Origin of the sequence: Enterobacter quasimori (genome assembly GCF_018597345.1) — a bacterium.
GTDB classification, from domain to species: domain Bacteria; phylum Pseudomonadota; class Gammaproteobacteria; order Enterobacterales; family Enterobacteriaceae; genus Enterobacter; species Enterobacter mori.
This window is the reverse complement of sequence record NZ_JAHEVU010000002.1, coordinates 529,492-551,090: the sequence shown is the minus strand read 5'-3', so window position 1 is coordinate 551,090 and position 21,599 is coordinate 529,492. Positions and strand designations below refer to the sequence as shown.

At 55.9% G+C, this 21,599-nt stretch carries 15 protein-coding genes, 2 tRNA genes and 1 pseudogene; 9 read left to right on the top strand and 9 right to left on the bottom strand.

The window, feature by feature from the left end; genetic code table 11:
* Positions 1–60: 60 nt before the first annotated feature.
* Positions 61–2,754: a cation-transporting P-type ATPase gene (locus tag KK102_RS10890; RefSeq protein ID WP_216357576.1), complete on the bottom strand. Its 2,694-nt coding sequence runs from the start codon at positions 2,752–2,754 to the stop codon at positions 61–63.
* A gap of 47 nt (positions 2,755–2,801) precedes the next feature.
* Positions 2,802–3,233, bottom strand: coding sequence for a universal stress protein (locus tag KK102_RS10885; RefSeq protein ID WP_126546512.1), 432 nt, complete (start codon positions 3,231–3,233; stop codon positions 2,802–2,804).
* 397 nt (positions 3,234–3,630) lie between these two features.
* Here KK102_RS10885 and KK102_RS10880 point away from each other — a divergent pair, with 397 nt between their 5' ends.
* Genes KK102_RS10880 through KK102_RS10870 form a run of 3 tightly spaced genes read left to right on the top strand, consistent with a single transcriptional unit; the run spans position 3,631 to position 8,740 of the window.
* Complete coding sequence (locus KK102_RS10880) at positions 3,631–4,716, top strand: efflux RND transporter periplasmic adaptor subunit (protein WP_216357575.1); 1,086 nt, start codon at positions 3,631–3,633, stop codon at positions 4,714–4,716.
* The gene (locus KK102_RS10875) at positions 4,716–7,772 is read left to right on the top strand and encodes an efflux RND transporter permease subunit (RefSeq protein ID WP_216357574.1); all 3,057 of its coding nucleotides are present in this window, start codon (positions 4,716–4,718) and stop codon (positions 7,770–7,772) included. Before KK102_RS10880 ends, KK102_RS10875 begins: the two co-directional genes overlap by 1 nt.
* Before the next feature lie 2 nt (positions 7,773–7,774).
* Positions 7,775–8,740, top strand: a complete 966-nt coding sequence (locus tag KK102_RS10870) for an acyltransferase (RefSeq protein WP_216357573.1) — start codon at positions 7,775–7,777, stop codon at positions 8,738–8,740.
* Here KK102_RS10870 and pagP read toward each other — a convergent pair.
* Complete coding sequence (gene pagP / locus KK102_RS10865; protein WP_174339782.1) at positions 8,737–9,312, bottom strand: lipid IV(A) palmitoyltransferase PagP; 576 nt, start codon at positions 9,310–9,312, stop codon at positions 8,737–8,739. The two genes, KK102_RS10870 and pagP, sit on opposite strands and share 4 nt — an antisense overlap.
* Positions 9,313–9,568: 256 nt before the next feature.
* Here pagP and shiA point away from each other — a divergent pair, with 256 nt between their 5' ends.
* The 3 genes and pseudogenes from shiA (at position 9,569) to KK102_RS10850 (ending at position 14,191) form a co-directional block, all read left to right on the top strand.
* Positions 9,569–10,885, top strand: coding sequence for a shikimate transporter (shiA, locus tag KK102_RS10860; RefSeq protein ID WP_216357572.1), 1,317 nt, complete (start codon positions 9,569–9,571; stop codon positions 10,883–10,885).
* Between the two features lie 73 nt (positions 10,886–10,958).
* Entirely contained in the window at positions 10,959–12,413 is a 1,455-nt protein-coding gene (locus KK102_RS10855; protein ID WP_010432073.1) for an AMP nucleosidase, read from the top strand.
* Positions 12,414–12,428: 15 nt separating this feature from the next.
* Positions 12,429–14,191 (top strand): annotated as a pseudogene (locus KK102_RS10850) (aminopeptidase P family protein).
* A gap of 61 nt (positions 14,192–14,252) precedes the next feature.
* Here the strand turns inward: KK102_RS10850 and KK102_RS10845 are convergent.
* Together KK102_RS10845 and emmdR are read right to left on the bottom strand one after the other, a co-directional pair.
* Positions 14,253–14,328: transfer RNA gene (locus KK102_RS10845), tRNA-Asn, on the bottom strand.
* A 103-nt stretch (positions 14,329–14,431) separates the two neighbouring features.
* Complete coding sequence (gene emmdR, locus KK102_RS10840) at positions 14,432–15,886, bottom strand: multidrug efflux MATE transporter EmmdR (protein WP_216357571.1); 1,455 nt, start codon at positions 15,884–15,886, stop codon at positions 14,432–14,434.
* Positions 15,887–16,047: 161 nt separating this feature from the next.
* On the opposite strand from emmdR, the gene KK102_RS10835 reads away from it, so the two are divergent.
* Both KK102_RS10835 and KK102_RS10830 read left to right on the top strand, forming a co-directional pair.
* A tRNA-Asn gene (locus KK102_RS10835) sits at positions 16,048–16,123 on the top strand.
* A 53-nt stretch (positions 16,124–16,176) separates the two neighbouring features.
* Positions 16,177–16,509, top strand: a complete 333-nt coding sequence (locus KK102_RS10830) for a gamma-glutamylcyclotransferase family protein (protein WP_216357570.1) — start codon at positions 16,177–16,179, stop codon at positions 16,507–16,509.
* 49 nt (positions 16,510–16,558) lie between these two features.
* Here KK102_RS10830 and KK102_RS10825 read toward each other — a convergent pair whose 3' ends face one another.
* The 4 genes from KK102_RS10825 to dacD all read right to left on the bottom strand — a co-directional run bounded on the left by KK102_RS10825 (position 16,559) and on the right by dacD (position 19,961).
* Positions 16,559–16,894, bottom strand: coding sequence for a DUF496 family protein (locus KK102_RS10825; protein ID WP_010432067.1), 336 nt, complete (start codon positions 16,892–16,894; stop codon positions 16,559–16,561).
* 158 nt (positions 16,895–17,052) lie between these two features.
* Positions 17,053–18,111: an FUSC family protein gene (locus KK102_RS10820; RefSeq protein WP_126546245.1), complete on the bottom strand. Its 1,059-nt coding sequence runs from the start codon at positions 18,109–18,111 to the stop codon at positions 17,053–17,055.
* A gap of 91 nt (positions 18,112–18,202) precedes the next feature.
* A complete protein-coding gene (gene sbmC / locus KK102_RS10815; RefSeq protein ID WP_126546244.1) occupies positions 18,203–18,676 on the bottom strand; it encodes a DNA gyrase inhibitor SbmC in 474 nt (157 codons plus the stop codon).
* A gap of 118 nt (positions 18,677–18,794) precedes the next feature.
* Entirely contained in the window at positions 18,795–19,961 is a 1,167-nt protein-coding gene (gene dacD / locus KK102_RS10810; RefSeq protein WP_126546243.1) for a serine-type D-Ala-D-Ala carboxypeptidase DacD, read from the bottom strand.
* A gap of 198 nt (positions 19,962–20,159) precedes the next feature.
* On the opposite strand from dacD, the gene sbcB reads away from it, so the two are divergent.
* The gene (gene sbcB / locus KK102_RS10805; protein ID WP_371317564.1) at positions 20,160–21,596 is read left to right on the top strand and encodes an exodeoxyribonuclease I; all 1,437 of its coding nucleotides are present in this window, start codon (positions 20,160–20,162) and stop codon (positions 21,594–21,596) included.
* Positions 21,597–21,599 lie beyond the last annotated feature (3 nt).

Sequence of the window (21,599 nt, the reverse complement as noted above, 5' to 3'; positions counted from 1 at the left end):
TTTCCTGTGCTCATAAAAAGAGAAAGCCCGGGCTCAGGCAGGCTTTCTCAGTTTACGCTATCACGCCTCGGTTTTGCGCCACCTGCGCGTCAGTACTTTTTCCGCCTCGACAATAAGGAACATCACAAAGCCAATCAGCAAGGTGATGACCCAGTAGCGGAACGGCAGCGCTTCGGTGCCAAACAGCATCTGCATGAAGGGTGCGTAAATGATAAGAAGCTGTAGCGCCAGCAGTACGCCGCTGACGATCCAAATCCCTTTATTCGCCAGCAGGCCTTTGCTCAGCGAGAAGCCGTCATTCACGCGGCAGTTGAGCATGTAGAACCACTGCGCAGTGACCAGGGTTTGCAGCAGCACGGTGCGGATAAATTCCGCCGAATAGCCGCGCGGCTGTAGCCAGGCCTCCAGCACAAAGGCGCTGATGGCAATCATCAGACCGACAAACACCACGCGCCAGATGGCATAGCCGTCCATCACGTGGAGATTCGCCTTGCGCGGTGGCCGGTTCATGATGTTCTTCTCACCCGCTTCAAACGCCAGGCCAAACGACAGCGTGGCCGACGTCGCCATGTTCATCCACAGGATCAGGACCGGCGTTAGCGGGATCAGGTTCCCCGCCAGCAGCGCGATGATGATCAGCAGAGCCTGCGCGATGTTGCTAGGGATAACGAACAGAATGGTCTTTTTCAGGTTATCGTAAACCCGACGTCCCTCGTGCACCGCACGGGCAATGGTGGCAAAGTTGTCATCCGTTAACACCATGTCGGCGGCTTCCTTGGTGACTTCCGTCCCCTTAATCCCCATGGCGATACCCACATCCGCCCGCTTGAGCGCCGGGGCATCATTTACGCCATCCCCGGTCATGCCCACCACTTCCTGTTTACTTTGCAGAGCCTGCACAAGGCGGAATTTATCCTCCGGGCTGGTTCGGGCGAAAATATCGTACTGCTGGGCGGCGTCGCTCAGCTGACGATCGTCCATCGCCTCCAGCTCGCGTCCGGTGATCGCGCTTGCGGCGTTACCTATCCCCAACATTTGCCCAATGCTCATTGCCGTTTGCGGGTGATCGCCGGTGATCATTTTCACGCGGATCCCGGCCTGCAGACAGTCGGCAATGGCGGTAATGGCCTCCGGACGCGGCGGATCCATCATTCCTGCAATACCCAGCAGGATCACGCCATCATGCAGGTCCGGGTGATCCAGCTCGCGCTGTCCCTCGCGGGCAGGTTTCCAGGCCGCAGCCACCATGCGTAGACCTTCCCGGGCATACTCTTCAATCTTCCCTTCCCAGTAAGGCTGATCGAACGGCTGCAGTCCGTCATTCGTCTGCTGGTACTGGCAGAGGCGGAACAGGACGTCCGGTGCGCCGGTGATCAAAATCACCTCGTCATCGCCCAGCCGGTACAGCGTGGACATGTATTTATACTGCGAATCAAACGGGATTTTACTGCGCATTTCGGTATCGAGCGGTGGGAGCGGGATTTTCGCCGCCAGCACCTTCAGCGCGCCCTCGGTTGGGCCCCCGGTGATTTTCCACAGCCCCTGCTCGTCTTTGATCAGCTGGCTGTCATTACAGAGGTCAATGGTGCGCAGGTAGCGTTCCAGCAGGGAACCCTGCGTCACGCTGACGGGCGTTGGATCATCTACGGGGTGAATATTCCCCACCGGTTCGTAGCTGTCGCCCTCCACGCGATAGGTCGTGTCAGCGGTAATCACCGCTTTGACCGTCATTTCATTCATCGTCAGGGTGCCGGTTTTATCCGAGCAGATGACCGTCATTGCCCCCAGCGTTTCCACCGTGGGCAGCTTGCGAATGATGGCCTTGCGACGCGCCATGGCCTGTACGCCAAGCGAAAGGATGATGGAGATGATGGCCGGCAGACCTTCCGGCACGGCGGCAACGGCGAGGCTAATAAGCGACAGCACCAGTTCAGAAACCGGCATATCCCGGAACAGGAGGCTAAAGACGAACAGCGCCACCATCATCACCAGGATAGTGATGAAGATGGTCTTACCGAGCTTATCCATCTGCACCATCAGCGGCGTGCGGTGCTTTTCAATGTCTGACATCATCTGATTGATGTGGCCCAGCTCGGTCTCACCCCCGGTTGCCACCACCACGCCTTTACCGCCGCCGGAGCTGACGGTGGTGCCTGAGTAGAGCAGATTATACCGGTCACCCAAAGGCAGTTCCCCGCTTAACGCATCGCTGTTTTTCTCAACAACGGTGGATTCGCCGGTCAGGATGGCCTCCTCCACGCGCAGGTTGTGCGCTTCAATCACGCGCAGATCCGCAGGGATACGATCCCCGGCACGGATCACCACGATATCCCCCGGGACCAGCGCCGTGGTGGGGATCGTTTCATGATTCCCCTGTCGTACCACCACGGCTTCGCTGGAGAGCATATTGCGAATACTCTGCAACGATTTTTCTGCATTGCTCTCCTGGATATGGCCAATCAGCGCGTTAATGATGGCAACACCCAGGATTACAAACATGTCTACCCAATGGCCCATAAAGAGCTTAAGCAACGCGGCCACCAGCAGAACGTAAATCAATACGTCGTTAAAATGCGCCAGGAAGCGCAGCCAGGCGGGCTTGCCCTTTTTTTGCGGTAACGCATTCTCACCGTGCTGCTGAAGCCGGGCGGATGCCTCAGTGCCGCTAAGGCCTTCCAGGGTGGAGTGGATATTCGACAGGGTTTCGTCAACGGTTTGTTGATAATACGGACGTTCAGGTTTTCCTGTTTTCATCGTTCCTTCCTCAGGTTCTATTCAGAAATCACCTTGCTTCTCTGTAATTAACGAATAACGAAAACAGGGACATGAGCGTAGCGAACAATACTTGCCGCCTCCGATCCTAACAAATGGGTTTGAATATTGGGATTTCGCGAGCCGACAATAATCGCGCCGACAGCCAGTTCATCCGCCAGCTTTATAACCTCATCACGAACGTTCCCGCTACGGACATGGAGATGAACACGCGCTTCTGGCAGATTCACTTTTTTGACCAGATCAGACAGCTTTTCTTTCGAATTATTAATCATATATTCATCCATTTTGCGCGCATCTGAAATAAAACCACGCGTCAGTTCGGCTGAAAATTTGGGCATGACGTGCAGCAAATGAATGTCCCCCGAAGCGCTTTGCGCCAGAAACTGTGCATGCTGCAACGCTTTATCCGCCAGGCTTGTCTCGTAGACGTCCACCGGAACGAGAATGTTTTTATACATATCGAGCATCCTTTTTATAACCAACACGAGAGTGAATGAAGCAAAAAAACGCATTAAATGCAGGGGGTTGCCCTTAATGCCAGTTACGGTAAAAAGAGATGAATAATATTAAACGTAGCACAGGAATATCAGGTTTAGCGCTTCCCCACTGATAATGGTTATTTAACATTTATGTTTTCGCCGACTATGCTCATAGTCAGCCACCGCTTCCGGCTCATGGAGGAATGTATGTATGGTTTAAGTCTGATCCGCCTGGGGATGTTTATTGCACTCGCCATTATCGCCAGCACGGCGATTGGTTTATTTACCTATATGGTCGTCACTGTTCTGGCTGAATAGTGTCACCCCCTGTCCAGGTTATGGAATAAATAAAACAGTTATTTATTAGGGGAATACAGTGAACCGCTACCTTTCTTTTTTACCGTTCGTTTTGTTAACGCTCACGGCGTGCGACCCGAAACCGAAGCAAACCGCCCCCCTGCCCAGGATGGTAAAAGTGGCGGAGGTGACGGTTCCCGGCCACGCCCAGCAGCGCGTTTTTCCTGCCCGCATTGAATCGGGCGATGCCACAGACCTTTCCTTCAAGCGCGCAGGGCAAATTGAAGCGCTCGATGTACGTCAGGGCGCTGCCATCAAACAGGGGCAACAGCTTGCCAGACTGAACGCCCGTGAGGCCCAGCAGCGGGTTAACGACAGACAAACGGCGGCGACGCTGGCCCAGAGGCAGTTCGATCGCTTCCAGACGCTGGCAGGACGACAGGCCATTTCAAAAGCCGAGATGGACGTGCAGCGTGCGAACCGCGATTCGGCGAATGCGGCGCTGCAGATTGCCCGGGAAGAGCTAAATCAGATGACGCTCGTTGCGCCCTTTAGCGGGACGGCGGCCAGCGTGCACGTGCGAAATCATCAGGTGGTGTCTGCCGGTCAGCCCATTGCGACGTTAACCCGTACCGATCTGCTGGACGTGGTGTTCAGTATCCCTGAAAACCTGTTTAAGACCTTTGATATCCGCAACGCGCAGTATCGTCCCGTGGTGAGAATTAACGCCATTCCGGATCGGGAATTTACCGCCGTCTACAAAGAGCATTCGGGCAGTAGCGACAGCAATACCCTGACCTGGCAGGTGATACTCACCATGCCGCGACCCGATGATTTTCCCGCCGTCGGTGGCGTAAGCGGTACGGTGACCATCAATTTAACCAACCTCCCGGCCGGTGCGGGCGCTCAGGCGCTGGTCGTACCGGTAGAGGCAGTCTTTAACCCGGACAACAGCCCGCGCAATGAGCCGCACGTCTGGGTCGTGACGGGCGAAGGCGACACGCTCCATCTTGAAGACCGCAAGGTCAGCGTGGGGCAAGTGAGTACCGAAGGCGTGGTGATCGCCAGCGGGCTTAAGGCGGGCGAACGCGTGGTGGCCGCAGGCGTTGGGGAGCTCCACGCTAACCAGCCGGTGCGTATCTGGACGCGTGAACGGGGACTGTAATGGATATCTCTCGTCAATTTATTAATAACCCTGTTCGCGTCTGGCTAACGATTCTGCTGCTGGGCGTCGGGGGGATTTTCGCCCTGTTGAATATCGGCAGGCTGGAAGATCCCGCCTTTACCATCAAAACCGCAGTGGTGGTCACCCACTACCCCGGCGCATCCGCTCAGCAGGTTGAAGAAGAGGTGACGCTTCCGCTGGAGAATGCCCTGCAGCAGCTGCCTTATCTGGACAACGTGAGCTCCATCTCGTCAAACGGTCTGTCGCAAATCACCGTTAACATCGCTTCACGCTATCACTCGAACGAACTGCCGCAGATTTGGGATGAACTTCGCCGCCGCGTGGGCGATGCCTCACGTCAGTTCCCGCCCGGCGTCGTCACGCCCTTTGTGAATGACGATTTCGGCGACGTGTTCGGCTTTTTCTTCGCCATTTCCGGAGATGAATTCAGTAATCCTGAACTGGTGAGATATGCGGAGCAACTGCGCCGGGAGTTGATTCTAATCCCCGGCGTCGCAAAGGTTGCCATCGGCGGGGCCATTAGCCAACAGGTCAACATCGACATTTCCCTGACCAAAATGGCCGCGCGCGGCATTACGCTGAACCAGCTTTCTGCCCTGCTCAGCAGACTTAACGTCGTTTCCAGCGCAGGAGAAATCACCTCCGGCACCGAATCCATTCGCCTGCACCCGACCGGTGAGTTCGAGAATCTTGATGAACTGGCGGATCTCATCATCACGCCTTCCGGCGCCGGGGCGGCGACGCGTCTGCGCGATATCGCCACGCTGTCGCGCGGGCTGAACGAATCGCCAGCCAGCATCTACCATGCCAACGGCAAAAAAGCCGTCACCATGGGCGTCTCGTTTATTCCCGGCGTGAACGTGATCGACGTGGGCCACGCGCTGGAGGCGAAGCTAAACCAGATGTCGGCGGAAAAACCGGCAGGCATACAAATAGACCTGTTTTACGATCAGGCAGCCGAAGTGGGCCACTCCGTTAACGGTTTTATTATTAACTTTCTGATGGCGCTGGCGATTGTCATCGGCGTGCTGCTGATCTTTATGGGCGTACGCAGCGGGATCATCATTGCGTTTTCGCTCGCGCTCAACGTGCTCGGCACGCTGCTCATTATGTATCTGTGGGGCATTGAGCTGCAGCGCATCTCGCTCGGGGCGCTGATTATCGCCCTCAGCATGCTGGTGGATAACGCCATCGTGATTGTCGAAGGGGTGTTGATTGCCCGGCAGCAGGGCTCACCTCTGCTGGCCGCCGTGAACTACATCATCCGCCGCTCCGCCCTGCCGCTGCTGGGGGCGACGGTGATTGCCATCCTGGCGTTTGCCCCTATCGGGCTGTCGCAGGATTCCACCGGGGAATACTGTAAATCCCTGTTCCAGGTGCTGCTGATTTCCCTGATGCTGAGCTGGTTCTCGGCGCTCACCCTCACCCCGGTGCTGATTAAGTGGTGGTTGTTTAAAAACGACGACACCCCTAATAAAACCGACGAGTCAGATCCTTACGACAAACGGCTCTACCGCGCCTACCAGCGCCTGCTTAACACGCTGCTGCACCATAAGGCACCGACGCTCATTGTGATGGCTGCGCTGCTGGCAGCGTCTGTCTGGGGTTTTGGCGCCGTACGGCAAAACTTTTTCCCTTCGTCTAATACGCCGATTTTCTTTGTCGACCTCTGGCTACCCTACGGCACCGATATTAAATGGACCGAGAAAATGACCGGCGATATCGAAAAAACCATTAACGGCCAGCCCGGCGTAGAAACCACCGTCTCGACCATTGGTCAGGGAAGTATGCGCTTTATTCTGACCTACAGCGGACAGCGGCAGTACGGCAACTATGCGCAGATCATGGTGCGCATGGACGATCAGCGCAACATCTCCGCCCTGACGCGCCACGTGGACGAGTACATCGCGCGAAACTATCCGCAGGTCAACGCCAGCACCAAGCGCGTGATGTTTGGCCCCTCCGGCGACAGCGCCATTGAGGTGCGCATTAAAGGTCCCGATCCTGACCGGCTGCGCCTGATTGCCAGCCAGGTGGACGACATCCTCACCCGCGACCCTGCCACGGGCAGCGTCAGGAACGACTGGCAAAACCGCAGCAAGGTGATCCGCCCACAGTACGTTGCCGCCCTGGGCCGCGAGCTTGGCGTAGATAAACAGGACGTCGACAACGCGCTGGAGATGAACTTCTCCGGCAGCCGGGCGGGGCTATACCGGGAAGGCAGCGACCTGCTGCCCGTGGTGGTACGCCCGCCTGAGAGCGAACGGCTGGACGCCAATCACCTGAACAACGTGCTGGTGTGGAGCCAGACGCGGCAGCAGTACATCCCGCTGAGTAACGTCGTCAGCCGCTTCTCGCTGGAGTGGGAGGATCCGCTCATCCTTCGACGCGACCGCTCGCGGGTGCTGACGGTTCAGACGGACCCGGACCCGCTAAGCCAGCAAACCTCCGGCGATATCCTCGCCCGCGTGAAGCCGCAGGTAGATGCCCTTCCCCTGCCACACGGCTACAGCATTGAGTGGGGAGGCGACGCGGAAAACTCCAGCGAAGCGCAGCAGGGGCTGTTCACTACGCTACCTCTCGGGTATCTGGTGATGTTTGTCATTACGGTGCTAATGTTCAGCTCGGTGAAAAATGCCGTCGCCATCTGGCTGACCGTACCGCTGGCATTGATCGGCGTGACGCCGGGATTTTTAATTACCGGCATTCCCTTTGGCTTTATGGCGCTGATTGGCCTGCTGAGCCTGAGCGGAATGCTCATCCGCAACGGCATCGTGCTGGTGGAAGAGATTGAGCAGCAGAAAATGCAAAAGGATCAGCACGAGGCGATCGTGTACGCCGCCACCTCGCGCCTGCGCCCTATCCTGCTCACCGCGTTCACCACCGTACTTGGCCTGGCTCCGCTGCTGCTGGACGTTTTCTTCCAGAGCATGGCCGTTGTGATTATGTTTGGACTGGGGTTTGCTACAATCCTGACGCTGCTGGTACTCCCCGTGATCTATGCGTGTTTCCATCGTAAGGACGAAGCCAAATAACAATGAATGCGACAGGGCTGAACATTATCAAGACGCTGGGCTGTATGACGGCGGTGACCTTCTTTACCATTTACAATACCTGGGATCATTATGATTATGACTATCACTGGATCCTGGGGTTTTTAACTTTTATCTCGACCATCGCCACGCCGCTGTTTTTTGTGGTTTCGGGCTATCTCGACGGACAGTCCCGGCACGGCACCCGCTGGCAGCTGGGTAAAATTAAAAGTCTGGTGATTGTTTTTCTGTTCTGGATAACGATCTACTACCTGTGGGAGCCCTATCAGCGCGGGTATTTAATCCAGCCCTGGTTTGTGTTCGCCTTTGTCGTGATTTACACCTTCCATCCGGCGGTGGAGTGGCTCAGCCAGCGGCGAGCGCTATTCTGCGGAGCGATTGCCGCCCTGCTGCTCTTTTCCTACGGATACGATCTGCTATCAGCGCTTTATCCTGAAACACACATCTTTTCCCTGTCACCGCAGTATCGGCTGTGGACATGGCTGCTGTTTTATCTGACGGGGCAGCTCTTCTGCGACCCGAAAATCGCCGAATTGATTAGCCGCAAAAATGTCGTCAGGGCGGCGGTTTTCGCCATCCCGTTTATCTATCTCTTCACCTGGTTTTACGAGCGCCACTTCTTCTTCGCGCTGTTCAAGGCGGACAGAAACGCCTTTATTCTCACCGGCTCTCAAATTTACATTTTGATCATCGCGCTGGTGATTGCGGCGAACGGCGTGCGCTTTCGTCGGAACGCCGAATTCAAAGAGTCGGTTCTGGCCGCCATCAGCAAAACGATGACCGGCGTGTATATTGTGCACTACTCGGTATTTCACCTGCTGACGGCGCTGATACCGGTGACCTCCCTCGGCATAAAGCTTTCGCTGATTGTGCTCACGTTCGTCACCTCTGTTCTCTTCTCCATGCTGGTATTGTCTAACGCCGTGGCAAAAAAGGTGATCACCCTTTAAAAGCCTAAGCGCAGCCAGGCAAAGAGCACGTTGCCGTTATTGTAGGTACCTGGAATATAGGTGAACTGGACGGTAACGCGCTTATACCCGGCCGAAAACAGCGGGAAGATGAACGGTAGCGGCACGTAGTTGGCAAAATCATCTCGCGCCGTGATGCCCGCTGCAGCACCGAGCCCCAGGCGGAAATCCTTCGCATTATCCAGATACCAGCCCTTCTCCCAGCCATAGCCCATTGCGGGCTGCCATTCGTTGTGGGAGTCCTTGAACATCATCGCGAAGAGCGCGCTCCAGTTGCCCTCTTCGTTATAGCGGGAAACGCCCAGCCCGCCGCCCCACGGCATTTCATTGTAATTGTCCGTTTTTTCTTTGTCGTACATAAAGCGAGCGTGCCAGCTCAGGAACGGCAGGTACAGATCGTAACGTTGAGGCTCTTCCCAGGTCTGGGAGATATCCTCCGTCAGCGTATTCCACCAGCCGCTAATCCGCTGTTCTCCATAGACTTTCTGCTCGGCATGAAGCGGTGCGGCGAATAAAAACAGGACAATCCATATGGCCGAAAAGGTGCGTTGCATCGTTTTTCCCTCATCTCAAGTCACGCAGCGGTTTCTATTACTGTAATCCATTCAGCACTAACCGGAGCCAAACAGACTGATTTATCTCGAGGCAGGGGAAGATGAAATTTATTTATTCAACGCCTTCCGGAAAGATAAAAACGTTTTCTCAGGCGTTTTGTCGCGGTAGTCTCATAGGTTCCGTTTATATGACGGACGCAATGTGAGTGACCTTTTCTTATACCAATAATTAAAAATCAGTACAGACAGGACAACTATGGACTCCACCCTCATCTCCGAACGTCCCAACGAGGAGACACCTTCGCTCAACCGTGCCCGCCGCGCAGCCTTAGGCAGCTTCGCGGGTGCCGTCGTCGACTGGTATGATTTTCTGCTTTACGGCATCACTGCCGCCCTGGTGTTTAACCGCGAATTCTTTCCCCAGGTCAGCCCCGCGATGGGCACGCTCGCGGCGTTTGCCACCTTCGGCGTCGGCTTTCTGTTTCGCCCGCTGGGCGGGGTGATTTTCGGCCACTTTGGCGACCGCCTCGGCCGCAAGCGCATGCTGATGCTCACCGTCTGGATGATGGGGATCGCCACTGCGCTTATCGGTATTCTCCCCTCGTTTGCCTCCATCGGCTGGTGGGCGCCGGTACTGCTGGTCACCCTGCGTGCCATCCAGGGCTTCGCCGTAGGCGGTGAATGGGGCGGCGCGGCGCTGCTGTCCGTTGAGAGCGCGCCAAAAAATAAGAAAGCGTTTTACAGCAGCGGCGTGCAGGTGGGTTACGGCGTCGGCCTGCTGCTCTCTACCGGGCTGGTCTCCTTAATCAGCCAGCTCACCACCGACGAGCAGTTTCTGAGCTGGGGCTGGCGCATTCCGTTCATCTTCAGCATCATGCTGGTCATCGCCGCGCTGTGGATACGCAACGGGATGGAAGAGTCCGCGGAATTCGAACAGCAGCAGCGGGAAAAACCGGTCGCTAAAAAACGGCTGCCGGTGATGGAAGCGCTGGTTCAGCATCCTGGCGCTTTTCTGAAAATTATCGCCCTGCGCCTCTGTGAACTGCTGACGATGTATATCGTCACCGCGTTTGCGCTGAATTACTCGACGCAGAACCTCGGACTTCCCCGCGAGCTGTTCCTCAATATCGGCCTGCTGGTCGGCGGGATAAGCTGCCTGACGATCCCCTGCTTCGCCTGGCTGGCGGACCGGTTTGGTCGCCGTCGCGTCTATATTACCGGGGCGCTGATTGGCACCCTCAGCGCCTGGCCGTTCTTTATGGCGCTGGAGGCACAGTCGATCTTCTGGATTGTCTTCTTCGCCATCATGCTCGCCAACATCGCTCACGACATGGTGGTGTGCGTGCAGCAACCGATGTTCACCGAGCTGTTTGGCGCAAGCTACCGCTACAGCGGCGCGGGCGTGGGCTATCAGGTGGCAAGCGTAGTCGGTGGCGGGTTTACGCCGTTTATTGCCGCCGCGCTGGTGACTTTCTCTGGCGGAAACTGGCACAGCGTGGCGATTTATCTGCTGGCCGGTTGCCTGCTCTCTGCCGCCACGGCGCTGTTTATGAAAGAGCCGCGCCACGCCTGATCTCACTTTTGTTTCACGGGCGTGTGACATACTATCGGGTAGAGTCACACACCTGTGGAACAAGGAGACAGAGATGAATAATAAGGGCTCCAGCCTGACCCCGGCTCAGGCGCTGGAAAAACTCGACGCGCTGTATGAACAGTCCGTCAACGCGCTGCGCAGCGCCATCAGTGAATACATCGAATCAGGGAAACTTCCCGATGAAAAGGCCAGAACTCAGGGCCTTTTTGTTTATCCGTCGCTCTCTGTGACCTGGGACGGCAGTGCCAGCAGTAATCCCAAAACCCGTGCCTACGCGCGCTTTACCCACTCCGGCTGTTACAGCACCACCGTCACCCGCCCTGCGCTGTTCCGCCCCTATCTTGAGGAACAGCTGACGCTGCTGTATCAGGATTACGGCGCGCACATTTCTGTAGAACCTTCGCTGCACGAAATCCCTTATCCGTACGTGATAGACGGCTCGGCGCTGACGCTGGATCGCTCCATGAGCGCGGGGCTGACGCGCCACTTCCCGACCACCGAGCTTTCCCAGATTGGCGATGAGACGGCTGACGGGATTTATCACCCGGCGGAATTTTCTCCCCTGTCGCACTTTGATGCTCGCCGCGTGGACTTCTCGCTGGCGCGCCTGCGTCACTACACCGGCACGCCTGCGGAGCACTTCCAGCCGTTTGTGCTGTTCACCAACTACACCCGCTACGTGGATGAGTTTGTCCGCTGGGGCTGTAGCCAAATTCTCGATCCGGACAGCCCGTACATTGCCCTTTCCTGCGCGGGCGGGATCTGGATCACCGCGGAGACCGAAGCGCCCGAGCAGGCTATTTCCGACCTGGCGTGGAAAAAACACCAGATGCCCGCGTGGCACCTGATCACCGCCGACGGTCAGGGCATTACGCTGATTAACATCGGCGTGGGCCCGTCAAACGCCAAAACCATCTGCGACCATCTGGCGGTCCTGCGTCCGGACGTGTGGCTGATGATTGGCCACTGCGGCGGCCTGCGCGAAAGCCAGCTGATTGGCGACTACGTGCTGGCACACGCCTATCTGCGTGATGACCACGTGCTGGACGCGGTGCTCCCGCCGGACATCCCGATCCCAAGCATCGCCGAAGTGCAGCGTGCGCTCTATGACGCTACCAAAGAGGTCAGCGGTATGCCGGGTGAAGAGGTTAAACAGCGCCTGCGCACCGGCACGGTGGTGACGACGGATGACCGCAACTGGGAGCTGCGTTATTCCGCCTCCGCGCTGCGGTTCAACCTGAGCCGCGCGGTGGCGATTGATATGGAGAGCGCCACCATCGCCGCGCAGGGGTATCGCTTCCGCGTCCCTTACGGCACGCTGCTGTGCGTCTCCGATAAGCCGCTGCACGGCGAAATCAAGCTGCCGGGCCAGGCCAACCGTTTTTACGAAGGGGCTATCTCTGAGCATCTGCAGATCGGTATTCGTGCGATTGATTTACTTCGGGCGGAGGGCGACAAGCTGCATTCACGCAAGCTGCGTACCTTCAACGAGCCGCCGTTCCGCTAATAACAAGGAAAAACCATGCACACCACATCACCGCTCTCTGCCCTGCGCCACTGGCTTGAAGCCAGTCATCTCGACGGAATGATCGTTCCGCGTGCGGATGCCTGGCAGAGCGAATACTGCGCCCCGTACGACGAAAAGCTGGCCTGGCTGACGGGCTTTGACGGCTCGGCCGGTCTGGCTCTGGTGCTGAAAGACAAAGCGCTACTCTTCGTCGATGGACGTTATCAGGTTCAGGCCCGCGTTCAGGTCAATATGGACGACACCATCTTCACAACGAACCGCTGGCTGAGTGGCTGGCGAAAAACGTCGAGGCAGGGACGCGCATCGCCTTTGACGCGATGCTGATGACAAATTCCGAGTTTGAGCAGCTGTCCGCCACGCCGTGCGAGCTTGTGCCTCTGGATGCCTCGCCGTTTGACACGCTGTGGACTGACCGCCCAGCGGCGCCAGCGGGGCTTATCCGCGAAATGCCCATTGAGGTCAGCGGTGAAGGCAGCGCAGAAAAACGTCAGCGTGTTGCCGCCGTGCTGGCAGAACACAATGCTGATTTCCTCGCCGTGACGCTGCCGGACAACATCGCCTGGCTGCTGAACGTGCGTGGTTCAGATATCCCCTTCAGCCCGGTTCCTCTCTCCTTCGCCCTTCTTGGTCGTGATGGTGGGATTGAGTGGTTTGTTAACGACAATAAGCTCAGCACACTTCCTGCAGAGGTGCGCAATGCGTTTACCATTGCGCCGCAGGACGCTTTTATCGAACGCTGTCAGCAAATGGCTGAAGGCAAACGGGTGTTGGTTGATGCCGATTCCGCGCCGGTGGCTCTGCGCTTCGCTATTGAGCCAAGGGGAGAAATTATCTGGCGGACTGACCCCATCACCCTGATCAAGGCCACCAAAAACCCGGTCGAGCTGGCAGGTTATCGCGAGTGTCATCACCAGGACGGCGCCGCCTGGGTCAACTTCCTGGCCTGGCTGAGCCGTGAAGTGCCGCTGCGCGAGGCGGCAGGGAATCCGCTAACAGAGCTGGAGGTTCAGGCGCAGCAGCTGGCGTTCCGTCAACAGCAGCCTGGGTTCATCGAGCAGAGTTTTGCAACCATCTCCGCCTCTTCGAGCAATGCGGCGATGTGCCATTACCACTCAAGCGAAGCCAGTAACAAGCCCATCGGACATGACCATTTTTATCTGAATGATTCCGGTGGTCAGTACCACAACGGCACCACCGATGCCACGCGCACGCTGGCGTGGGGTAAAGTCGATCCGCAGCAGCGCCTGCACTATACCGCCGTGCTGAGAGGCTTCCTGTCGCTCATTACCCTGCAGTTCCCTTCAGGGACTCAGGGACATCAGCTGGATGCCTTCGCCCGTCGTCCGCTGTGGGAGATGGGGTTGGATTACGATCACGGTACCGAGCACGGCGTGGGGCATCAGCTGCTGATCCATGAAAACCCGCATCGTATCGCCAAAAAGGTCAACCCGTGGCCGCTGGTGGCGGGGAATATCATGACCATCGAACCGGGCTACTATCTGGGCGATAGCCACGGCATTCGCATTGAAAACCAGGTCGAGATTGTGGAAAGCCGCCCGGGTTTCTGCAGGTTTGCCTCGCTGACGCTGATTCCAATCGATTTAAGCCAGGTCGAATTGCATCTGTTGAGCGAGCAGGAAAAGCAGTGGCTGGATGAATACCATCAGCAGGTACGGGAGGCATTGTCACCGCTGGTGAATAGCAATGCGCGTCCGTGGCTGATTGAGGCGACGGCGCCGATTCGTATGAACGGATAGTGCGGCTTTTTGCCGACGCAGAAAAGCAAAAAGCCTGCTTTAAAAGCAGGCTTTTCAAATTTGGCTCCTCTGACTGGACTCGAACCAGTGACATACGGATTAACAGTCCGCCGTTCTACCGACTGAACTACAGAGGAATCGTGTGAACGGGGCGCATATTATCGATGCTCCCCGATGATGTCAAAGGCAGAATGCAGATTTCCGTTCGTTTGCCGATTTATTCTCCATTTCGCGCATTTGTCAGGCATTCTTCCGTGGATATTTCCATAACCAACGCCCACTTACCATGCGCCAGTAGAACAGTGCACCGCGCACGGCCCAGTCCAGGAACATACCCAGCCAGACCCCTACAACGCCCATTCCCAGCATAATCCCCAGCGTATAGCCCGCCACCACGCGGCAACCCCACATCCCGAGCATGGATACCCACATGGCAAACCGGGCATCGCGCGCGCCTTTTAACCCAGCGGGCAACACCCAGGACGCGGCCCAGATCGGCATAAACGCGGCGTTGAGCCAAATCAGGATCTTAACCACCTCTTTAACGTCGTTTTCGTGGGTGTAGAACGAGGCCATCAACCCGGCAAAAGGCGCGGTTCCCCAGGCGATCATTGTTAGCCCAATTGTCGATAGCCAGAAGACATGCCGGAGCTGGCGCTCCGCCTGCCCTATCTGCCCTTTCCCGAGACGTTTGCCGGTGATAATCGTGGAGGCGGAACCAAGGGCATTGCCCGGCAGGTTAATCAGCGAGGCGATGGAGAAGGCGATAAAGTTACCGGCGATAACATCCGTTCCCATACCGGCCACAAACATCTGCGTGAGCAGCTTGCCGCCGTTGAACAGCACCGACTCAATGCTTGCCGGAATACCGATGCCCATCACTTCCCAGATAATGGCAAAATTAAACGGCCTGAAATAGCTTTTCAGCGTGAGGCGCAGCGACGGAGTGATCCCCGTCATCAGCACGCCGATAATCGCTGCCGCGCCAATGTAACGTGAAATAGTCAGGCCAAGGCCAGCACCAACAAACCCCAGACCGTCCCAGGAAAAGACCCCGTAAATCAGTACACTACTGATAATGATGTTCAGGATATTCATCCCGCCGTTGATCAGCAGCGGAATTTTAGTATTGCCCGCTCCGCGCAGCGCGCCGCTGCCAATCAGGGCAATGGCCGCCGCCGGATAGCTTAACACCGTCATTTCCAGGTATGTCAGCGCAAGGTCTTTCACCTCGCTGGTCGCCTCGCCCGCGACAATATCAATAATCTCTTTGCCGTAGTAATGGATAACCGCCGCCAGAACGATCGAAAAGAGCGTCATGATCATCAGCGACTGGCGTGCCGCCTCGCGCGCGCGCTTCGGATCAAGTTTCCCCAGACTAAAGGCAACGACAACCGTTGTACCCAGATCGATAGCGGCAAAGAAAGACATCACCACCATGTTAAAGCTGTCCGCCAGCCCGACCCCTGCCATCGCCTCTTTGCCCAACCAACTGACGAGGAACGTACTTAGCACGCCCATCAGCAGTACGCAGGTATTCTCCAGGAAAATAGGCACCGCAAGGGGGGTGATTTCACGCCAGAACAGAACACGATAGCTTTTACGTTTTGCATACCAGGGCGTGCGCACGATCGCCTGGCGTAAGGGGGCAGTGACGTTCAAAATGGACCTTAGCGAGAAAAGTTGAAACTCCATTTCAAATGATGGGGGAGAAATGGCTATCCTGCAAAGTATTTCCATAAAAAAGATGTTTGGATTTACAACAAACTGACGACAGAATCAGCAGTCAGTCGATTTTCCCTAAGATCAGGTTTGACAAAACTTTTTTCGCCGCTAAGATAAGCCTCCACAACGATTCCTCTGTAGTTCAGTCGGTAGAACGGCGGACTGTTAATCCGTATGTCACTGGTTCGAGTCCAGTCAGAGGAGCCACATTTAGAAAAGCCTGCTTTCGAGCGGGCTTTTTGCTTTTCCGGTGAGGATAAATGGACGCACTGTTTGTTTACGGCACACTACGCCCCGGTCACTCTAACGCGCATATTCTTGAAAACATTGGCGGTGAATGGCAGGCTGGCTTCGTATCCGGCACGTTTTACGAACGCGGCTGGGGCGCTGCGGCGGATTTCCCGGGGATTGTGCTCCATCCGGACGGCCCCCGCGTCGAAGGCTATCTGTTTATCTCTGATAACCTTGCTGCACACTGGCAAATGCTGGATGAGTTTGAAGACGGCTACAATCGGGTTGAGGTCACGGTCACTACCCTTGAGGGTAAACAGGTTAAGGCCTGGATTTATCAGCTACAGCCGCGCTCTGCGTAATAAAAAAGGCTCTCTGTCACCAGAGAGCCTTTTTCACAATTAGCAGCGATTACTCGCTTTTTGCTTCAGCGTTTTTGATTTCGCCCATCACTTTCAGCTTCTTGGAGATGTCGCGACGCTCTTTGGACAGCTCGGCGTTTTTGATGATGTAGTCATCAACGCGGTCTTCATAGTCGCTCTTCATGCTGGCGATGATGCCCTGAATAGCTTCAACGCTCATGCCTGGCTTGATGTAGTCGCTCAGGTTGTCGAGCAGCAGAACACGTTTCTGGTTGTCACGGATCTTCTTCTCAACGTCCTGAATTTCACGCTGCAGTTTGTTTTTGCGGCGGAACAGGCGGACGAATTCCAGAACATCCTGGAACGAAGGCTTGGTAGTTTCCATTTTTACACCCCTGATAATGTGAGATTCGGATTCGTTAAAGCAACCGTTGTAACAGTAACCTTACTGACAGCGGCTGCGAATGACAATGGCTATATCGTTTAAAGCTATCATAACCCCAATTGCTGCTGAATCGAAGCAGCAGGCGTCACATACGCCTTTTATTTGCGCAGCGCCCGACAAATCAGGTGCGATAGCAGCTCAAGCTGCCGCGCCAGTTCCATACTCAGCCAGACGTAGCCATGAATAGGCGTTTCCGCCACGTTATCGCTCTGGCGTTCATTGATTAGCTGCTTCAGCTCCGCGACGATCTCATTCAGCCGCTCGCTGTTGGCCAGTATCGGCTGCGGGTTGCCTTCATAGAGCGCATGGGCGATGGTCAACAGCGTTTGCTGCGTCATCTGCTGGGTCTCTCTGAGCGTATGCGCATTAAGCATCAGCAGATGGCTGGGACGCGAGGCCCAGTGGGCGTTGATCTGCAGCTCAAGCATGCAGACCAGATTGCGGCTTACCGTCTGGATGGCCTCGAAAATCGCTTTCTGAATATGGGTTTCTTTGCTGGCGGGCGTGATCAGGCCGCGCATTTTGACGACATCATTGAGGATCTTCTGCAGGTGTTTTTCCAGCCGTGGCCGTTCAACCAGATTCGGAGAGAAACCGGCCTGATAGACGCGGTTAAAGGCGGTGACGTAATTAGCCATCTGAATACGCCAGTGCAGAAAGGCGCGTTGCGGCCAAATCCCCGTAAACAGCATCGCCAGCAGCGAGCCGAGGACCACATCCCCACTTCGCCACAGCGCCGTGGTCATATCCCCGGCGGGCGCACCGACCACCACCGCGAGCGTAATCCCAATCAGCAGGGCCTGATAAGGTTTTTTGCCCAACGCCAGCCAGCCGCACAGGAACATGGCGGCACCGCACCATGCCAGCATGACCGGGAACGAGATAAGCTCCAGCTTCAGGGCGATAAGCCCAAGTGCGGAGCCTAAAACGGTTCCGCCAATTCGCTCAAGCGCGCGCGGAACAACGTTTCCCCAAAAGGAGATGGGCCCCATCACGACCACCAGCGTAATCAGCGGCCACGTCCCCTCCGGAACATCCAGCAAGCGAACCAGTACAAACGTCAACACGAACGCCAGCGCGATGCGACACCCATGCACCACGCGGTAATGTTTGTACAACCGAATTTCAAACGGCGTTAATGATTTGTCGGGACGCACACCCGCTCTCCAGCTACACGGCAAATCACAATTGTACTGTGTTTTCAGCCGGGTGGATCGCCCCCGGCTAAAAATCCCACTTTTTACAGGGTTAACCCGCTTTGTGCTCTACCGCGACGAACATCTCAATGTCCCAGTAGCCATCTGCGTTACCATCATTGAGATAGCGTTCGAAGCAGGGTTTTGGGGCAATCTGGTACTTATTGTCCTGCAGGAGGGAATTAAAGAACTGGTACCACGGGGTCGCAAAGTCGTAATTCTCTACGCGTGCCGTCGCCACGGCATAATCCCCGGCCACAATTTCGGTCATCATCACCCCTTCACTGTTATCGGGAATGATAAAGTCGGCGGGAACCGTGACGGCGGTGTCACAGCGCAGTTTTTCTGCCGGGACCTCATCAGGATTATCGTAGTAAACCGCGACCCACTCCAGCGGCTGAATGTGACGCCCATCCACCCACATGACCAGCTGTTCAAAGCCCTGCTTCACGGTTTTTTCCCACGGCCCAACAAGGTGAAAACCTGCGATTTTACGTTTCTGCTGCTGCTTGATGCTGTAGTCCATGCTGCCTCCGATTATTACTGTATATTTATACACTATAAAGCAGAGTAAATATTATCGGCAAACGAGGAGTGTTTATTATGTGAGCAGACTCGCAACCCTGCCAGTCTGCTCAGAAAGGTTAGATAGTGTGATGCAGATAATCACTCAGGCGAGAGAAAATACCGCCTTTATCAACGCGTTCCAGCGTGACCAGCGGCCAGTGCGCCACCAGCTTATCGCGGTCGTACAGCTGAATTTCACCGACCCGCTGATGGGCGGCAATCGGGGCCTGCAGCTCTTTTGTATCCAGCACGTATTTAGCCTTAATGTTTGGCACTTCTGCTTTTGGCAAGGCCAGCCAGAAGTCCTGATCGGTTCCCAGGTTTACCTGTTCTTTATCACCGTACCAGATCCGCTCGGTCCCCACTTTTTTACCGCTGTGCAGGATCTGCACCGTATCAAAGTTCTGTTGTCCCCAGTGGAGCAGCTTGCGCGCCTGATCTTCACGCCCCTTCGGGCTATCTGCGCCCATTACCACGGCGATCAAGCGACGCTGACCGTCCACCGCGGAGGCAATCAGGTTAAAGCCCGCGCCGGAGGTATGCCCCGTTTTCAGACCGTCCACGTTCATGGTTTTATCCCACAGCAGGCCGTTGCGGTTCTGCTGGGTGATGCCGTTCCAGGTCAGGCTCTTCTCGCTGTACATATGATAAAACTCTGGCTCACCGTGAATGATCGCGCGGGAGAGAACGGCCAGATCGTAAGCGGAGCTGTGCTGCCCTGGCGCATCCAGTCCGTGAACGGTTTCAAAATGGGTGTCGCGCAGGTTCAGCTTTTGCACATAGTCATTCATCATATTCACGAACTGCGGCTGACCGCCCGCGACGTGATCGGCCAGCGCCACGCAGGCGTCGTTACCGGAGTCGACAATCAGGCCCCGGCTGAGATCGCGTACGGAAACGCGATCGCCCTCTTTCAGGAACATCAGAGACGATCCGTCAAAGACCGGGTTACCTTTTGCCCAGGCGTCGCGCCCAACCGTGACGATGTCATCCGGGCTGATGCGATGGCTGTCGATAGCGCGGTCAACGACGTAGCCCGTCATCAGCTTGGTCAGGCTTGCCGGATTACGCTGTTGATGTTCGTTGCCCGCCGTTAATATCTGGCCAGTAGTGTAATCCATCAGCACCCAGGACCCCGCCTGGATGGCAGGTGGCTGCGGGGAGAAATCCAGCGGATCGGCAGCCAGCGCAGATGTGATACTCGAAGCAAGTAAAGAAACAGCAATAAACAGACGGCGTTTCAACGGTATATCCTCAGGTCATTAAAAATCGATGACCTTTTTACGGGAGTTCTGCTGTCGTTACCTGCCTTAATTGCAAAAAAATGTGACAGAGTGCATGTTTTTCTCTGACGCTGTCTCGCAAATTTCACGCATGACCGCGCTTTTTATTCGGACTGCTTAGCGCGATCGTTTACCATAGCGTCGTGAATTTTTTACAGGATGATTTTACTGGTGTCTGATTCTGCCGCGCGCCCAACTTTTTTGTTCCACGATTACGAAACCTTTGGCACCCACCCGGCGCTGGACAGACCGGCGCAATTTGCTGCCATCCGTACCGACGATGAATTCAACATTATTGGCGAGCCAGAGGTCTTTTACTGCAGGCCCGCGGATGATTATCTGCCGCAGCCGGGCGCGGTGATGGTTACGGGCATTACGCCGCAGGAAGCGCGGGAAAAAGGGGTGAGCGAAGCGGAGTTTGCCCGCCGCATCCACGATCTGTTTACCGTTCCCAATACCTGCGTGGTCGGTTACAACAACATCCGTTTCGATGATGAAGTGACGCGCAATATCTTCTACCGCAACTTCTACGATCCCTATGCCTGGAGCTGGCAGAACCGCAATTCGCGCTGGGATTTACTCGACATTATGCGCGCCTGTTACGCCCTGCGTCCTGAAGGCATTAACTGGCCGGAGAACGAGGATGGCCTGCCGAGTTTCAGGCTTGAACACCTGACGCGCGCCAACGGCATCGAACACAGCAATGCTCACGACGCGATGGCAGACGTCTATGCCACCATTGCCATGGCAAAGCTGGTGAAAACCGCCCAGCCGCGTCTGTTTGAGTATCTGTTGAGTCACCGCAGCAAACAGAAGCTGACTACGCTCATTGATGTACCGCAGATGAAGCCGCTGGTACACATCTCCGGGATGTTCGGTGCGTGGCGCGGCAATACCAGCTGGGTTGCGCCGCTGGCATGGCATCCCGACAACCGTAATGCCGTTATCATGGTGGATTTGGCGGGCGATATCTCCCCGCTGCTGGAACTGGACAGCGATACGCTGCGTGAACGGCTTTACACACCGAAAAACGAGCTCGGCGATCTACCTGCGGTACCGGTGAAGCTGGTTCACATCAATAAATGTCCGGTGCTGGCACAGGCCAATACGCTGCGACCAGAAGATGCTGACAGGCTGGGTATTAATCGTCAGCATTGTCTGGATAACCTGAAGGTGCTGCGCGACAACCCGCAGGTACGGGAAAAAGTGGTCGCTATCTTTGCGGAAGCCGAGCCGTTTGTACCGTCTGAGAACGTCGACGCACAGCTTTATAACGGCTTCTTCAGCGATGCCGATCGCGCGGCGATGAATATCGTTCTGCAAACCGAGCCGCGTAATTTACCGGCGCTGGATATTACCTTTGCAGATAAGCGCATTGAAAAGCTGATGTTCAATTACCGGGCGCGAAACTATCCGGGTACCCTGGACGAAGTGGAGCAGGAACGCTGGCTGCAGCATCGACGTAACGTGTTTACGCCGGAATTCCTCAACAGCTATGCGCAAGAGCTGGAAATGCTTTACGGCCAGTATGAAGGGAATGCTGAGAAACAGGCGCTGTTGAAATCCCTGTTCCAGTATGCGCAAGAGATTGTTTGAGTG

What these genes read in the sequence shown, in the direction of transcription:
- KK102_RS10890 (WP_216357576.1), bottom strand. Translation starts at nt 2,754, where the DNA reads ATGAAAACAGGAAAACCTGAACGTCCGTATTATCAACAAACCGTTGAC.
- KK102_RS10885 (WP_126546512.1), bottom strand. Translation starts at nt 3,233, where the DNA reads ATGTATAAAAACATTCTCGTTCCGGTGGACGTCTACGAGACAAGCCTG.
- KK102_RS10875 (WP_216357574.1), top strand. Translation starts at nt 4,716, where the DNA reads ATGGATATCTCTCGTCAATTTATTAATAACCCTGTTCGCGTCTGGCTA.
- KK102_RS10870 (WP_216357573.1), top strand. Translation starts at nt 7,775, where the DNA reads ATGAATGCGACAGGGCTGAACATTATCAAGACGCTGGGCTGTATGACG.
- pagP (WP_174339782.1), bottom strand. Translation starts at nt 9,312, where the DNA reads ATGCAACGCACCTTTTCGGCCATATGGATTGTCCTGTTTTTATTCGCC.
- shiA (WP_216357572.1), top strand. Translation starts at nt 9,569, where the DNA reads ATGGACTCCACCCTCATCTCCGAACGTCCCAACGAGGAGACACCTTCG.
- KK102_RS10855 (WP_010432073.1), top strand. Translation starts at nt 10,959, where the DNA reads ATGAATAATAAGGGCTCCAGCCTGACCCCGGCTCAGGCGCTGGAAAAA.
- emmdR (WP_216357571.1), bottom strand. Translation starts at nt 15,886, where the DNA reads ATGGAGTTTCAACTTTTCTCGCTAAGGTCCATTTTGAACGTCACTGCC.
- KK102_RS10830 (WP_216357570.1), top strand. Translation starts at nt 16,177, where the DNA reads ATGGACGCACTGTTTGTTTACGGCACACTACGCCCCGGTCACTCTAAC.
- KK102_RS10825 (WP_010432067.1), bottom strand. Translation starts at nt 16,894, where the DNA reads ATGGAAACTACCAAGCCTTCGTTCCAGGATGTTCTGGAATTCGTCCGC.
- sbmC (WP_126546244.1), bottom strand. Translation starts at nt 18,676, where the DNA reads ATGGACTACAGCATCAAGCAGCAGCAGAAACGTAAAATCGCAGGTTTT.
- sbcB (WP_371317564.1), top strand. Translation starts at nt 20,160, where the DNA reads ATGATTTTACTGGTGTCTGATTCTGCCGCGCGCCCAACTTTTTTGTTC.